Source organism: Parashewanella sp. 2210YD4-3, assembly GCF_056591735.1.
Genome location: NZ_JBWQOG010000007.1, coordinates 1 through 14,823, shown reverse-complemented (window position 1 = coordinate 14,823; position 14,823 = coordinate 1). Strand labels below are relative to the sequence as shown.

At 39.6% G+C, this 14,823-nt stretch carries 9 protein-coding genes, 6 tRNA genes and 1 pseudogene; 6 read left to right on the top strand and 10 right to left on the bottom strand.

Features of this window, described 5'->3' with window-relative positions; genetic code table 11:
• Window positions 1–109: 109 nt before the first annotated feature.
• From rfbC to rfbB, 4 genes and pseudogenes are all read right to left on the bottom strand, one after another.
• Window positions 110–665: pseudogene (gene rfbC / locus AC1EU0_RS11585) on the bottom strand (dTDP-4-dehydrorhamnose 3,5-epimerase).
• Window positions 652–1,554, bottom strand: coding sequence for a dTDP-4-dehydrorhamnose reductase (gene rfbD / locus AC1EU0_RS11580; protein ID WP_480302559.1), 903 nt, complete (start codon window positions 1,552–1,554; stop codon window positions 652–654). The pseudogene rfbC and the gene rfbD overlap by 14 nt, the downstream one beginning before the upstream one ends.
• Window positions 1,551–2,417: a glucose-1-phosphate thymidylyltransferase RfbA gene (rfbA, locus tag AC1EU0_RS11575; RefSeq protein WP_480302558.1), complete on the bottom strand. Its 867-nt coding sequence runs from the start codon at window positions 2,415–2,417 to the stop codon at window positions 1,551–1,553. Before rfbA ends, rfbD begins: the two co-directional genes overlap by 4 nt.
• A gap of 1 nt (window position 2,418) precedes the next feature.
• Entirely contained in the window at window positions 2,419–3,435 is a 1,017-nt protein-coding gene (gene rfbB, locus AC1EU0_RS11570) for a dTDP-glucose 4,6-dehydratase (RefSeq protein WP_480302557.1), read from the bottom strand.
• 327 nt (window positions 3,436–3,762) lie between these two features.
• Between rfbB and AC1EU0_RS11565 the strand changes: the two genes are divergently transcribed.
• The 5 genes from AC1EU0_RS11565 (at window position 3,763) to AC1EU0_RS11545 (ending at window position 4,297) form a co-directional block, all read left to right on the top strand.
• A tRNA-Val gene (locus tag AC1EU0_RS11565) sits at window positions 3,763–3,838 on the top strand.
• A 39-nt stretch (window positions 3,839–3,877) separates the two neighbouring features.
• Window positions 3,878–3,953: transfer RNA gene (locus AC1EU0_RS11560), tRNA-Val, on the top strand.
• A gap of 39 nt (window positions 3,954–3,992) precedes the next feature.
• Window positions 3,993–4,068: transfer RNA gene (locus AC1EU0_RS11555), tRNA-Val, on the top strand.
• A gap of 38 nt (window positions 4,069–4,106) precedes the next feature.
• Window positions 4,107–4,182: transfer RNA gene (locus AC1EU0_RS11550), tRNA-Val, on the top strand.
• A gap of 39 nt (window positions 4,183–4,221) precedes the next feature.
• Window positions 4,222–4,297, top strand: a tRNA-Val gene (locus tag AC1EU0_RS11545).
• A gap of 22 nt (window positions 4,298–4,319) precedes the next feature.
• Here AC1EU0_RS11545 and AC1EU0_RS11540 read toward each other — a convergent pair.
• The 3 genes from AC1EU0_RS11540 to AC1EU0_RS11530 all read right to left on the bottom strand — a co-directional run bounded on the left by AC1EU0_RS11540 (window position 4,320) and on the right by AC1EU0_RS11530 (window position 11,472).
• Window positions 4,320–6,899 carry an immune inhibitor A domain-containing protein gene (locus AC1EU0_RS11540; protein WP_480302556.1) on the bottom strand — a complete coding sequence of 860 codons (2,580 nt, stop codon included), beginning with the start codon at window positions 6,897–6,899 and terminating at the stop codon, window positions 4,320–4,322.
• Window positions 6,900–7,128: 229 nt separating this feature from the next.
• On the bottom strand, window positions 7,129–10,278 hold the full coding sequence (locus AC1EU0_RS11535) for an efflux RND transporter permease subunit (protein WP_480302555.1): 3,150 nt from the start codon (window positions 10,276–10,278) through the stop codon (window positions 7,129–7,131).
• 15 nt (window positions 10,279–10,293) lie between these two features.
• Window positions 10,294–11,472: an efflux RND transporter periplasmic adaptor subunit gene (locus tag AC1EU0_RS11530; protein ID WP_480302554.1), complete on the bottom strand. Its 1,179-nt coding sequence runs from the start codon at window positions 11,470–11,472 to the stop codon at window positions 10,294–10,296.
• A 280-nt stretch (window positions 11,473–11,752) separates the two neighbouring features.
• Here AC1EU0_RS11530 and AC1EU0_RS11525 point away from each other — a divergent pair, with 280 nt between their 5' ends.
• Window positions 11,753–12,955, top strand: coding sequence for an MFS transporter (locus AC1EU0_RS11525; protein WP_480302553.1), 1,203 nt, complete (start codon window positions 11,753–11,755; stop codon window positions 12,953–12,955).
• A gap of 43 nt (window positions 12,956–12,998) precedes the next feature.
• Here the strand turns inward: AC1EU0_RS11525 and AC1EU0_RS11520 are convergent, their stop codons facing one another.
• The 3 genes from AC1EU0_RS11520 to AC1EU0_RS11510 all read right to left on the bottom strand — a co-directional run bounded on the left by AC1EU0_RS11520 (window position 12,999) and on the right by AC1EU0_RS11510 (window position 14,662).
• The gene (locus tag AC1EU0_RS11520) at window positions 12,999–13,526 is read right to left on the bottom strand and encodes a fused DSP-PTPase phosphatase/NAD kinase-like protein (RefSeq protein ID WP_480302552.1); all 528 of its coding nucleotides are present in this window, start codon (window positions 13,524–13,526) and stop codon (window positions 12,999–13,001) included.
• A 71-nt stretch (window positions 13,527–13,597) separates the two neighbouring features.
• Window positions 13,598–14,470, bottom strand: coding sequence for a DUF4097 family beta strand repeat-containing protein (locus tag AC1EU0_RS11515; RefSeq protein ID WP_480302551.1), 873 nt, complete (start codon window positions 14,468–14,470; stop codon window positions 13,598–13,600).
• 116 nt (window positions 14,471–14,586) lie between these two features.
• A tRNA-Ala gene (locus AC1EU0_RS11510) sits at window positions 14,587–14,662 on the bottom strand.
• Window positions 14,663–14,823 lie beyond the last annotated feature (161 nt).

The window sequence follows — 14,823 nt, the reverse complement described above, 5'->3', positions numbered from 1 at the left end:
ACTCATTTATTGCAGTATATAAGCCATTAATTATGAATTTTTTACATTGCGAAGATTATAATTCAACAGAGTTATCTTCACACAGACTTTTATTTTTAGTGATAAAAACTTAGATGCGATACAAGCTTTCATTCCATTCTTTAAACGATAACCCTGTTTGATCTTTTTCTGATAGAAGAGGAAATTCTGAATTAGGCCATTTGATGCCTAGCTCGCTATCATCCCATTGCAATGTAACTTCTGCTTCTGGGTGATAATAGTTAGTACATTTATACACCAAGTCAGCGGTTTCACTCAGCACGTAAAAACCATGAGCAAAGCCTTCCGGTATCCATAACTGCCGATGATTGCTTTCAGATAAATTTACTCCTACCCATTTTCCGAAATATTCAGATTGTGGTCGAATATCTACGGCCACATCATAAATCTCTCCCGATAGCACTCGAATCAACTTTCCTTGGCTATGTGGTGATTGAAAGTGCAAGCCCCTCAATGTGCCTGCAACAGATTTCGAATGGTTATCTTGCACAAACTGAGTAGGCTTTCCTGTAACTAGCTGTTCAAACAGTTTGTTGCCAAGTTTCTATAAAAAAACCTCGCTCATCAGAGAATACTTTAGGCTCTATGATCTTCACATCTGGTATATCTGTATTAATCACTTTCATGTTTACTGTTTTCCTTAGCAGAAAATACTAAATCTAGCCCTTTTCGCCAATCTCTGGACAAGGAACTGTTGCCTGTAAAAAATTGGGAGGTTTGTAAACAAGCGTTTTTAGGTCTTTTAGCAGCTGACAGATACTGTTCACTAGCAATAGGCAATAGTTTAGGCGACTTATGAATTAGCCCTTTACACCCACTTTGCTCAAATATGGTTTTGGCAAATTCGAACCAACTTACGAAAGGCTCTCCACTAAAATGGTAAATACCAAACGAAAATCTAGAGTTAGCAATACTCTCATTAGCAATGCTGACAATTGCGTCTGCCAAGTGTCCCGCATAAGTAGGACCACCTACTTGGTCATCGACTATTGATAACTCCTCTCTCGTCTCTGATAGCTTGAGCATAGCAGAGACAAAATTGTTTTTTGAGCCACTAAAAACCCATGACGTTCGAATCAAAATAGCCTTATTTGCTTTTTGTAAAAGTAGCTGTTCTCCTTGCCATTTAGTTTTGCCATAAACATTTAGAGGATTTGGCAGATCTTGCTCTAAGTATGGCAAGGTACTATCACCATCGAATACATAATCTGTAGAAACATGAATGATAACCGAATCTATCGCATTCGCTGCGTCGGCTAAAAACTCTATAGCCATTGCATTTACGGCATGAGCAAGGTCAGATTCTACTTCAGCTTTATCAACCTGTGTGTAAGCTGCAGCATTTACAATTACATCAGGGTTAAAGATTTTTACCTTGTTTAGAACATCAGATTGGTTTCGTATATCTAGCTCAAAACTTGAAAGTGCTAGCGCTTCTAAATCTGTTCTTTGAGAACAAGTATTTACAAGATGAGTTCCGACTTGGCCATTGGAACCTAAAATCATCACCTTCATGGTGACACCAAGCGCAACAAATACTGCCCGTATTCATTGTTTTTCATGGCATCGCCCTTTTTAACGAGCTGCTCTTCTGATAACCAACCGTTACGCCAAGCGACTTCTTCTAAACAAGCGACTTTCATACCTTGTATATTTTCAATGGTTCTCACATAGGAAGAGGCTTGATGAAGACTGTCATGAGTGCCTGTATCTAACCAAGCAAAGCCGCGCCCCAATATTTGCACATTTAACTGGTTAGCTTTCAGATAATGTTGGTTAATATCTGTAATTTCAAGTTCGCCTCTACTGGACGGTTTAAGAGACTTGGCAATATCTACCACTTGATTATCATAAAAATACAATCCGGTAATAGCATACTGTGACTTAGGATGTTCAGGTTTCTCTTCAATAGAAATGGCTTTACCCTCACCATCAAACTCCACTACGCCGAAACGTTGAGCATCTTTGACTTGATAACCAAAAACAGTAGCTCCTTTTGTCATTAATGCAGCTTGCTTTAATGTTTGAGTAAAAGATTGTCCATAGAAAATATTATCCCCTAATACCAAACAAACACTCTCATCGCCAATGAATGATTCTGCAATAATAAATGCTTGTGCTATACCTTCGGGACGCTGCTGGGTAGCATAAGTAAGCTTTATGCCAAACTCATCTCCATTGCCTAGCAAACGCTGAAACAAAAATTGCTCATCTGGCGTAGTAATAATCAAAATATCTTTTATACCAGCCAACATTAATGTAGAAAGTGAGTAATACACCATAGGTTTATCGTATACGGGTAATAACTGCTTTGAAACACCTCGAGTAATTGGGTATAAACGAGTTCCAGAGCCACCAGCTAAAACAATCCCTTTCATTTCACATTCGCCATTGTTGATTATCTAAATACCAAAGAATCGTTTTTTCTAAGCCGCTGACAAATGACTCACAAGGCTTCCACCCTAATTGATATGAAATTTTGCTAGAATCAATTGCATAGCGAACATCATGACCAGGCCGATCTTTAACAAAAGTGATTAACTCTTCAAACCCTGTTAAACCATTTAGTTTTTGGGGACACTGTTGATTGAGAAAATGGCAAATAGAGGTAACAACTTCAAGGTTTGTTTTCTCGTTGTTAGCTCCGATTAGGTAAGTTTCTCCGACTTCACCACTTTCCAGCACTTTAAGCATGGCTTTTACATGGTCATCTACATATAACCAGTCTCGAATTTGTTGCCCGTCACCGTAAACAGGGATTGCTTTACCCAATAATGCATGCTGAATAGTTAGAGGGATTAACTTTTCTGGGAACTGATATGGACCATAGTTATTTGAACAATTGGTCAAAACTACAGGTAACCCATAAGTACGGTGCCATGCCCTTACAAGATGATCACTCGCCGCTTTGGAGGCGGAGTATGGACTACTGGGAGAATATGCTGTGTTTTCTTTAAATGGCGCATCTTTATTAGCTAAATCACCAAATACTTCATCTGTTGATACATGCAAAAACCGGAATTCTTCTTGTTTGTTAGAGGGTAATTGCAACCAATAGTTCTTTGCTACTTCTAACAGTGAGTAAGTACCTACGATATTAGTATTAATAAAGTCAGATGCAGTATCAATTGAGCGGTCTACATGACTTTCAGCCGCCAGGTGCATCAAAGCATCAGGTTCAAACTGCTCTAAAATACGCTCCATGCAAGCCATATCCGTGATATCAGCTCTACAAAATTGGTAATTGGGATGTTCGTGAATGCTAGTCAGTGACTCAAGGTTTCCAGCATAAGTAAGTTTATCTACATTCATCACTTGATGTTCTGTGTGGTTCAGCAAATAACGAACCAATGCTGAACCGATAAACCCTGCACCACCTGTCACTAAAATCTTCAACTAACCGCTTCCTTCATAGAGTTATTTATTATGTTGCATCTCGAACATTGAAATAGATTGTATCAGTATCGACATGATTTATTAATTTCCCCGACCGAATAACGTATGTAGGAGCCCAGAAAATATGCGACAGCTCAAAATACAAGCTTCTTTTTTTTAAAAAAATGATTCAAAGACGTTTTTTTATGCGGCAGGCGTGTTGATTTCAATCAAAGCGGACAAATTTAAAGCGAGCGAATGTTTTTTTAATAAAAACCGTTGACTCTAATTTCCTCCTCCCTATAATACGCCCCACATAACGACGACGGTTGTCGAGTTGTTATCCCAGGTCGCTTAGCTCAGCTGGGAGAGCACCTCCCTTACAAGGAGGGGGTCACTGGTTCGAGCCCAGTAGCGACCACCATTCTTTTACTAAAGAATTCAAACATTAGTAGATATCCCAGGTCGCTTAGCTCAGCTGGGAGAGCACCTCCCTTACAAGGAGGGGGTCACTGGTTCGAGCCCAGTAGCGACCACCATTCTTTTACTAAAGAATTAAAACATTAGTAAATATCCCAGGTCGCTTAGCTCAGCTGGGAGAGCACCTCCCTTACAAGGAGGGGGTCACTGGTTCGAGCCCAGTAGCGACCACCATTCTTTTACTGAAGAATTAAAACATTAGTAACATCCCAGGTCGCTTAGCTCAGCTGGGAGAGCACCTCCCTTACAAGGAGGGGGTCACTGGTTCGAGCCCAGTAGCGACCACCATTCTTTTACTAAAGAATTAAAACATTGGTAAATATCCCAGGTCGCTTAGCTCAGCTGGGAGAGCACCTCCCTTACAAGGAGGGGGTCACTGGTTCGAGCCCAGTAGCGACCACCATCTCATTATTTATCTTAATTTCTCAAAAATTACTTCTAGTTAATTTTCTATTTCTCAATGGAATTAAAAAAATAAGATAAAGCCACCACAACGCACTACCGCCAGAACTTTCTTCTTCACTAGCATCTGTATTAATTGTAATTCTCTTGGTATCGCTGGCTATCTTACCTTTAGTATCTCTAACCGTTAAACGAACAACATAACTCCCTGCTTGAGCATAGGTATGAGTAGGAGCTTGATCAGTGCTCGTATTACCATTACCAAAATCCCATTGATGTGTCACATCACCTTCATTACCTCTTACAGTCGGTGAGAAATTCACTGTCGCATTGTTAATCTCACTGTTAATATCAACGTTAAAATTACTCAGATTACCAATGTCTTTTCGACTTATTGTTAGAGTTGCTTCACTGCTGTCTGGATCTTGATTAATTATTTGGATACTAACTCCAACTTTAGGCAAAAGCATTCCACTCTGAGGTTGATCTGGTGACGAGTAATCATCAACGTCTCTAAAGAGGGAATTATGAAATAAGTGATTATCATCATCATATGAAGATTGGTCGTATTGACTGAAAGTAGCATCTCGAATTTGAACAATAGATTTATCCGAACCAATCAAGTTTTGGTCAGCATCAATAACACCAATCAAACTTTCTCCCGGATGCTGTTTAACGGCATTGACTTCATTTCCACCCTTAAAAATTTTATTTTCTAGCCAAATAAGCACACCTGGTTCGTAGCCTTCAAACTTCAATCCTTGATCAATACCATTGTGACTTCTTAATTGGATCAAATAGCGTTTATCTGAAGCCGTTGATCTTTTATCATCGATTCGGGTAAAACCAGAAAAATCAATATCTCTTTCTGTTTCAGCATCATCGCTATAGATTTCAACTCCATTGTCTAATATTTTAATATCATCTAAGACTATCCCGTAGCCACCACCTGTATTGTCAGTGGTATATCGAAACTCAATATCGGCGGTTTGTCCTGCAAACTCACTAATATTGAACTCCAAAGTCACCCAAGCATCTTCACCTTCTGCACCTGCAATTTCACTGGATTTTCCGGTAACGATATTCGTTGCACTATTTTCATTATTGTTTTCAACAGTATGGTTACCAGGAATGGAAAGGCCGTTAATGCCTAGTTGTGCAAAATCGTAATTTTTTTCGATTTCCCAATGGGCTTTTACAATTAGCTTAAGCTGATTAGACTGTGGCAGTGTGACTTCAAAAGTCATTTTATGGGAAAGGTCATTCCCCTCACCTGAGTAATATTGATAATTACCGGAATAGGCTGATTTAAAAGGTTCTGGTGGTTTAGGTATTGAGATTGAAAGCTGGTTAACTTCATTGTGGTTAACGGCTGAATGAAGCGTGAACTCTACTTCTTTATCGGTAATCTCATTGAACGTGATATTACGTTCTCTTACCCAATTCCCGCCATATCGATTTTGTAAATAAGAACGTGCGTATGGGCTAAACCCACTAGGTAGTGTTCCAGGAATATCACCAGCCCATGAACCACTGGACATAATTGACCAAAAGCCAACAGGCGAATTAGGATCTTGTGGCGAAGCCGTAGTATCGTATTCATCTGGTAACCCTAAGTCGTGACCAAACTCATGTGAAACCACACCAATAGCTGCATCAATGGGTTGTATTGTATATCCAAATACTTTTTTATCTGTACCTGGTAATGCATAACCTCTTGTACTTTGGTCGACAAAGAAGCGGTGTGACCAAATCGCATTTTCCTTTAAATATCCACCACCAGCTTCCGCTCCGATGCTGGAGTGAAAAATCACGACATGATCAATGACGCCGTCACTTTCATTTACGTTCCCGTCATTATCCAAATCATTTGGATCTTCAATATCATAATTAGCAAGCTCACTTGCACTCATTGTGGCAACAGCTTGACTCACGGCTTCTTTAACTAGCTCAGTCGCATTTTCATCATTATTGGTACCGGGGACATTTCGCCCATAATATGCAGCATTTCGACTTGCAGTGAACCAACCTTTAACTTCACCAGTGAAGTTAAAGCTGCCACCAGATACCGCTTTATAATACTGACGAACCGTCCGAAGTGTTTGCCCACTTGGCCCCTTATAGCCATTTTCAGAAAAGAGTAGCGCTTCATAGTGTGACCTTGGGTAGTTTTCGTAAAACATCGTGGTATCGCCACGTCCCAATCGATTGTTGTTATATGGAAGATCTAGGAAATCAATTAACACAGCTAATACTTTTACTGTTTTTTCAGTAGCAGTACCTAAGCCTGATGCTAGTTGTGGGGATAAGGATGAAATCTCAACTTTTCTATCCGATAGTTTTTGTTGAGACTCTATTTCAAAATCAGATTGATAATGATGGTTTCGATTTGAAAAAGGCTTAAGGTATTGCTCCAATATCTTCTTTTTTTCAGCTTCAGTGGCATCAACAGCAAGCTCGCCTCGCTTTTGCATCCAATATAGAATTTGTTTTTCATTGGTGATTGCGGGATCAGCAGGAGAATAGGAAACTTCTTGAGATTGAGCATTATTAGCCAAAATCGCGAGTGGTAACAACAGAACTTTTAAAACATCCTTGTTCATAAACATCTTCCCTTTCAATCAAAAATACAACTTGCCATCCATGACAAACGATTGATTTTCGAAAACGCTTATGAACTGCTATGACACAATTTATACTTCACTCTATACATAAAGGTATAACCACAAGCGATACTTCGAAAAAACATAGCCATATAAATATAGTCAAAGTACAAAACTCAGGCATAAAAAAGGGGAAGCAAATGCTTCCCCTCATGTATAGCAGTTTGAGTTATGCTTTTAGCGCGTCTAATCCTCGGCGAATTTGACCTTTGATATCTTCAATAAGCAGATAGATACAAGGTACCAGTACTAAAGTTACCACTGTAGCAAACATCACACCATAACCCAGTGAAACAGCCATTGGGATCACCATTTTAGCCTGCATACTTGTTGCACTCATGATCGGTAACAGACCAATAAAGGTGGTTAGCGAAGTCAATAGAATCGGTCTAAAACGCTTTTTACCTGCATTCATTACCGCTTCTCTCAATGGTACGCCTTGTTTACGAGTGTTATTGATGTAATCCACCATAACCAAGGAGTCATTCACCACAACACCAGCGGCGGCGATAATACCAAACAATGAAAGCGCACTTAAATCAATACCCATGATCATATGACCGAGTACCGAGCCAATAACGCCAAATGGGATCACCGACATGATCATAAATGGTTGTGAGTATGACTTAAGTGGAATGGCCAGTAAGGTGTAGATCACCAAGAGTGACAACATAAAGTCTCTTAACTGAGTATTAGTGCTATCAATTTGTTCTTGAATACTACCCGAAAGTTGGCTTTTAACCCCTGGATACTTAAGTAATAAATCTGGTAAGAAATTATCACGAATGTCTTTCGCCACCTTAAACGGCTCAACAACATCAGCGTTAACGGCAGCCCATACATTCAATGTACGATTACCGTTTTCACGACGAATACGACTAACACCATCGACAAGGATAATGTCAGCCACCTCAGAAAGTGGAACTTCTGCGCCTACCGTCGTTTTAATTAAAGTATCACCAACTTGAGCGATAGAGTTTCTTTGCTCTTCAGGGTAACGGATCATCACTTTCACTTCTTGTCCGTTACGCAAGATACGCTGAGCCTCTAAGCCATAAAAACTATTTCCTACTTGAGAGGCAATATCTCTTAATGTTAACCCTAGAGCATAAGCTTGCGGTTTAAGAGCAAACTGAATCTCTCTGGTACCGGATTGGTTGCTGTCATTAACATCACCAACCCCTTCTAAAGTTCTGAGTTTATCAGCAAGCTCTTTACCAGCTGCGGCAAGTTGAGCTTCATCTTTCCCTTCGAGACGGAATGAAATATCACCGTCATCACGACCCCCACCAATCAGACTGTCTTGAACTTTCAGTTCATTCACACCCGGAATAATTGGGAACTTTTCACGCCATAGATCAGCAAGCGCAAAGGTATCCATTGGTCTAAGTTCAGGGTCAACGAGTTTCAGCATGATATCAGCACGAGTTCGACCACGAAGATCAACTTGAATGTCCGATATCATTTTCTGACCATATTGAGATTCCAACTCACTATCTACCGCTTCAATGGCCTTTTGAATTTCAAGTGCCCCCGCTAACGTCGCTTTATCAGAAGCATCTTCATTCATTTCTAACGTTACACGAGGGAAATCATGCGGCACTTTAGGCGTACCGATAAAGCGAACAAAGCCACCAGCGTATAAGCCAGCACAGATAATCATAAAGCCAATAAATGCCATGATTACTGTATAGCGGTACTTGAGGGCAGACTTTAAAGTTGGTTGATAAACGGTACTGATAAACCATTTCAACCCTCTATCAACATTCCCTTGCAAGAAATTAACGCCATTACGAAGCCAATCTAGCGGATTTTTCGAGCCAGGTTGAACCACTTTTGGTGGTTTCATGCGTGCAAGGTGAGCCGGTAAAATCAATTTAGATTCGACTAACGAAAACAACAAACATAGAACCACAACGAAGCCAATCGCTTGACCAAAGGCTGAAGATGGGCCCGTATCAAGGGTGATCGGTAAAAATGCAGCAATAGTGGTCAATACACCAAATGTCGCTGGCATCGCTACTCGTTTTACACCACGGATCACATTATCGAGTGATTGACCTTTTTCTTCACATTCAGCATGAGCACTTTCGCCCATGACAATGGCGTCATCGACAACGATACCCAGTACCAAAATAAAGGCGAATAGACTGATAATATTAATGGTGACGTCAATCATACCTAATGGCATGAATAGTAGCGTACCAAGGAAACACACTGGCAGCCCCATCATCACCCAAAAGGCTAATCGAACTCGGAGGAACAAGGCTAGTAATAAGAAAACCAACAAAGCACCACTTTTCATGCTGTCCAGCATTAAGTCTAAACGGCCTTGTAGGTAATAAGTCATATCTACCCAAGGTTCGAACTTAACTCCTTGAGGTAATGCTTTTTGTTTGTCGGCAATGTAGCGTTTCATTACTTTAGCTACATCAGTAATGGATTGATCTCTCGAAGCTCGTATACCAAAAGTCACTGCATTTTTGCCATTAAACTTGGAGTATTGTAATCCTTCTTGAAAGCCATCATTGACCTTAGCAATATCACCTAAGCGAATATTACTGCCATCAGCCAGAGTAATTAATGGAATTTTCTCAAATTCATAGCCAACATAAGCTTGGTTTTCAACACGTAAGTTGATGTAACCGTTTGATGTACGAATTTGTCCAGCTGACATATTCTGAGAATAATTTCGAACCGCATTGGCAACGTCATTAAAACTTAACCCGTATTCTCGAAGCTTATCTTTACTCAGCTCAATCGAAACCTCATAACCTAAGCCACTATAAAACTCAGCAATATTAACAAGCGGTAATGCTAAAATTTCATCATGAATTTTTTCTCCTACCTCTTTTAATTGCCGATTGCTGAGATCTCCATACAAACTGACATACATCACTTCTTGTGTGTATTTTTCATGAGTAATCTGAGGCTTTTCCATCGTGCCAGGAAAAGTAGAAATAGTGTCAATCGCAGATTTTACTTCTTCAAGTACTTGCTTGGGTTCATAATCATCTTCAATTTGAATCCAGCCATTTGAACCACCACGACGTGAGTAGGTAATCACTCGTTTCAAGCCTTGAACGGACTCCAAAGCTTCTTCAACTTTAATGGTGATCCCTTCTTCTACTTCTTGTGGAGCAGCACCCGGGTACACGGCATTAAAAGAAAGCCAATTGCTTTCTACAGCCGGAAAAAATTGTTTTCGAATCGTACCCGCTGTTAATAGACCACCAATTAAAATAATGATCATCAACAGGTTTGCAGCAACACTGTTTCGGGCAAACCAAGCAATGATGCCCTTATTGGTATCAATCATTGTGTATCCCTACCTTTATTGTTTTTCTGCGATTTGAGTTTCTACACTTTCGTCAGCTTTGTTTTGCTTATCTTCAGGTAAAGCCAATTCCATACCTTCAAGTGGGTAGTCTAATGCCGAGGTAATGACTTTATCGCCTTCTTGCAATCCAGATGAAATAATTGCATTGGAGCCTGACTCACGCAAAATGGTTACTGGTGCCAGTTTCAATAAACGATCGTTATCCAGTAATGCAACTTTTCCTTCATTGATTAAGTGGCGAGAAATGATACTCACTTTACCCGCTTGATCACCTGAAATGGTTGCCGTTACATAAGAACCAAACTTGAGTGGTGCTTTGTCGCTATTTAACCCATAAGGGTCAATAATTTGTGCAACTAAATATGTCATACGGCTATTTTTATCGACAACACCTTCAGAGCGAATAATTTTGCCACGCCATACACGAGTCTTCCCAGCTAATTGAGTTTTAATCTTAACTTCTGACAATTTGCCTTCATTGCTTAAAAAACTAAGCTCTTTATCGGCGACAGGAAGACGTATTTCAGCCGTTTCGACACTAATGATTTTCCCGAGCGGACTTCCCGTATTAACGTATGAACCAAGACCCACATCTCGGGCTTCGATAAGTGCATCATAAGGAGCACGGATCACGGTGCGCTCTAGATTACGTTTTGCGCGTTTCAGTTGAGCCTCAGCAGACTTCGAACGAGCAATCTCTTGAGCAAGTTGAGGTTTACGAAGGCTAAGCTCTGTAGGGGTTCCATTGGTAATGCGGGCCCACTCACGCTCAGCCACTTTACCTTGAGCTTTTTCTAGAATGAGCGAAGATTGAGCATTAGCGACAGAAGCTTGAGCTTCAATTAACGAAGCTTCGTAATCAACAGCATCAACTTTCGCTAATACTTCACCTTTACGGACAAAACCACCGCGTACAAACGCATCAGAAATATATTTAATTTCCCCTGAAACTTGGGCCACCAATTGAGTTTCATATTTACCAGTAACGACACCATAAGAATTCACCTTATGGGAATAATCAACCATTTGATTAACATCAATAGCCACAATAGGTCGGTTATCAACTTCTTCTTTTTCTTCCGGGGGCTTTTTCATTGATGAAAAACCGACGGCGACAGCCGCGGCAATAGCTATCACGACAATGGGTAAAATAATTTGTTTTGTGCTTGCCACACTAAAGTCCTCTTCTTGGTCCTTCTTATCTCATTTAACAATCACTTGTTTATGAGCCTGAATTTCCCTTATTCAATTATGATTGACCTTTTGTATTGTGTTTAGGTCTTATTATTGACCCTATAATAAGCAATAAAATGCTACATGAGTATGATAAAGTGTTACTACCTGTTTCAAATGTTGCAAAATACTTCCCCAACTTTAATAAACAATTTAATTTACTTAATAAGGTATCCATGACATAGTACTTTCCTCATCAATAAAGATTCACTAAGCGTCAATGGAAAAAGAACTTCAAGCTAAATCAATTTTAGGGGTAACCTTATTCGTTACTTTGCTTAGCGTCTCAGGTATTGCACTCCCCTATCCCATACTTGCACCACTATTTAATGAGGGTACCAACCCGCTAACTCACTTCATGTCACTTCCCAAAGAAATTCTATTTGGCGTGATAATCGGTATATATCCACTTGGTGTAATTATTGGTTCAAGCTTTATTGGTTCATACTCTGACCGCTACGGACGCAAAAAAGTATTAACGCTGACTATGTTCGGTTGCAGCCTAAGCTATATGCTAACCGCCTTAGCTGCGATATCAGGAAGCTTTGTTTTATTTGCCCTATCACGATTTTTGACAGGTTTATTCGAAGGTAATATTGCCATTGCTCGCGCGATAGCTATCGATCTGCATCCAACCATCAATAAAACCAAAAGCTTGTCTTGGATAAGTGCAATGGGGTTTGGCGGTTACTTGATTGGTCCTCTGGCGGGAGGACATCTTGCACCATATGGAATTGATGCTCTTTTCTTTATTGCTGGCTTAGTATGTTTAGTTGCCACACTATGCTGCCAATTGCTGTTACCAAACTCGATAAATAAAGTGATAGAGCAAGAAGATAAAGGGTCTAGTTTAGTTTTATTGAAAGATAGATCACTGCGTCAATTCTTTATTCTGTATCTTTTTTTGATGCTCGGAATCAACATTTACTATGAATTTTATCCTCTATGGCTAGTAGAGAAGTTTGCTTACAATCCTGCTCAAATTGGCTGGGCTACGGTATTAATTACCAGTTGTATGATTTTCAGTAGCACCATGCTGAACAGCAAGATTGAAAAAAAGATGACAACCGCTCAAGCAGGACTGGTAGGTATGTTAGTGGTCACAATGGCTTTAACCATTGTACCCATTACTTCAGAGAATAATTTTTGGGTGACATTCGCGTTAGTGGGCTTTGGGGTCGGCATCTATAACGGTTTTCTTACCAGCTATATTTCGACGGCTTATGAGCACAAAGCACAAGGACAACTGATGGGAATGCTCGTAACTATTTTTTGTGTCGGAAATTTAATTGCAGCAGGAATAGGAAGTTTGATCTCATTGGTTCAAGTTAGTTATTCGATCTGGACTGCGGCGCTATTCATCGGTGTAGCCTCATTTCTATTTTTTAGGGGACACTTTAAACAGACTTTGTGGGAGAAGTAGTGCAAAGCCACTAGAGAATTAGTGGCTTCATGATGTAAAACATTTACATAGTAGTTTCGAGCTTCTTTCTTACCAAAGGCTCTAATCGCGTTAATCCCCAACGCTTACCTACTGCTATAGCAGCCTCGACATCATTACCATTGGCTTGATATGTATCTATAGCTTTTAAAGCACCTACACGATTCCCTGAAGCGCAATGCACATAGACACCTTTACCTTTTATTGATAAAAGCTTTTTGGATAGCTTATCTGCATTGGCAACGGAGACATCTTTAGCTCCAGCAACAGGTATTGAGATATAAGTTAAACCAAGCGATTCAACAAATTTCTTTTCATTCCAGTTCTGCTCGGACTTTGGTCTTAAGTTGATGACGTACTCAACACCCGCTTTTTTCAAACCCTCTAACTGTGTTTTAGTTGGCTGACCACCTGTATAAACCATAGCTTGAGGATGCTTAAGCTTTTTTAAACCTAATTGCTGAATATCCGTATCATTCGTTTTTGCAATCGATGCTGAAGAAAAGACAGCCAAAAACAGTAATAAGCACTTTGTGATCGTTTTTTTAACCATGATTCATTACCCTTTAAATTAGTTTTTACTAATATACCAAAGGTAACATTAAATAACACGCCACAATCATGTTAAATCCCAGTTTGCTTGCCAGAAATTTTGGACAACTTAGGTGTCGTTTTTCCATGCCCTTGTGAAGTTACGTTTCCATCAATATTAACTAACTCCACCAACCCAGACTTACTTTTAAACTTTACGTTTCCCTTGACGTTTTTAATGCTTAGCTTTCCGCTGCCATCTTTTACTTTTACGTAACCTCTCACTTTATCAAGAGCGATATCTCCTGACGTATCAGTCAACCTAACGGCACCTTTGTTATCTAGTATTGTAATATCACCACTTTTATCATTTATGGCAACCGAGCCTTGTCGATGTGCGATTTTTATATCACCACTACCATCATTAACCTTTAACTTTCCCTTTCCACCAGAAATTTTAATATCACCGCCTCTATCATTAATGATGATTTTTCCATTGTTATTGGAAAGTAAGATATCCCCTTCCCCATTCATTACTTTTAAACCTTTATGCAATCCAGAAATATCAACATTTCCTCCAAGATCTCGTAAATCTAAATACATATTCTTAGGCATTAAAATATGCACATCGACTTTTGCAAGCTTTTTAGAGCTTGGTATTCCCTTCTTGTAGCCTACTTTTAAGGTCAATTTTTTTTGATTTGGTTTAAGGTAGATTTGCATGTAGTCATCAAAATGAGACTTTGCGGATTGCATATCACCAGGGATCTGTACATTCAACAGGGCTTTAACTTTTTGAGAAGAAGATAGCTTTACTGTAGTACTTCCATTTCCAGTAAAAGCGAGAAGTTTAGTGATTGATTGAGCATCTGCTTCAAGTGTTTGCTGCCAGCTTGCCGCTTGAGTAAAAAGCGACACACTCAATAGCAACAATATGCCCAATAATTTGTTAGCTAACCTTGCCATAAATCATCCTGATTTTATGTGAGAAGCATTTAGGATGGCAAAATTAGAGTAAAAAGTCTATAAAATGAGTTAAAACTAAATTTCAGATGCAAAAAAACCACCTTAATGGTGGTTATTGGTGGAGCTAGACGGGATCGAACCGTCGACCTCTTGCATGCCATGCAAGCGCTCTCCCAGCTGAGCTATAGCCCCAAGACAAATAAGCAATAATACTTAACTTAATCTTTAATAACAACTTGTTACTAAATAAGGTTTAATTAGCTTTGCTAGCAAATAAATTGGTATCTGTTTCCAGACTATCCTCTTATAACCTTACGATTATAAAAATTGGTATCCCATAGGGGATTCGAACC

Bases quoted from the DNA above. Each gene is read 5' to 3' on its own strand.
- AC1EU0_RS11540 (WP_480302556.1), bottom strand. From the start codon at position 6,899: ATGAACAAGGATGTTTTAAAAGTTCTGTTGTTACCACTCGCGATTTTG.
- rfbD (WP_480302559.1), bottom strand. From the start codon at position 1,554: ATGAAGGTGATGATTTTAGGTTCCAATGGCCAAGTCGGAACTCATCTT.
- AC1EU0_RS11520 (WP_480302552.1), bottom strand. From the start codon at position 13,526: ATGGTTAAAAAAACGATCACAAAGTGCTTATTACTGTTTTTGGCTGTC.
- AC1EU0_RS11515 (WP_480302551.1), bottom strand. From the start codon at position 14,470: ATGGCAAGGTTAGCTAACAAATTATTGGGCATATTGTTGCTATTGAGT.
- AC1EU0_RS11525 (WP_480302553.1), top strand. From the start codon at position 11,753: ATGGAAAAAGAACTTCAAGCTAAATCAATTTTAGGGGTAACCTTATTC.
- AC1EU0_RS11535 (WP_480302555.1), bottom strand. From the start codon at position 10,278: ATGATTGATACCAATAAGGGCATCATTGCTTGGTTTGCCCGAAACAGT.
- rfbA (WP_480302558.1), bottom strand. From the start codon at position 2,417: ATGAAAGGGATTGTTTTAGCTGGTGGCTCTGGAACTCGTTTATACCCA.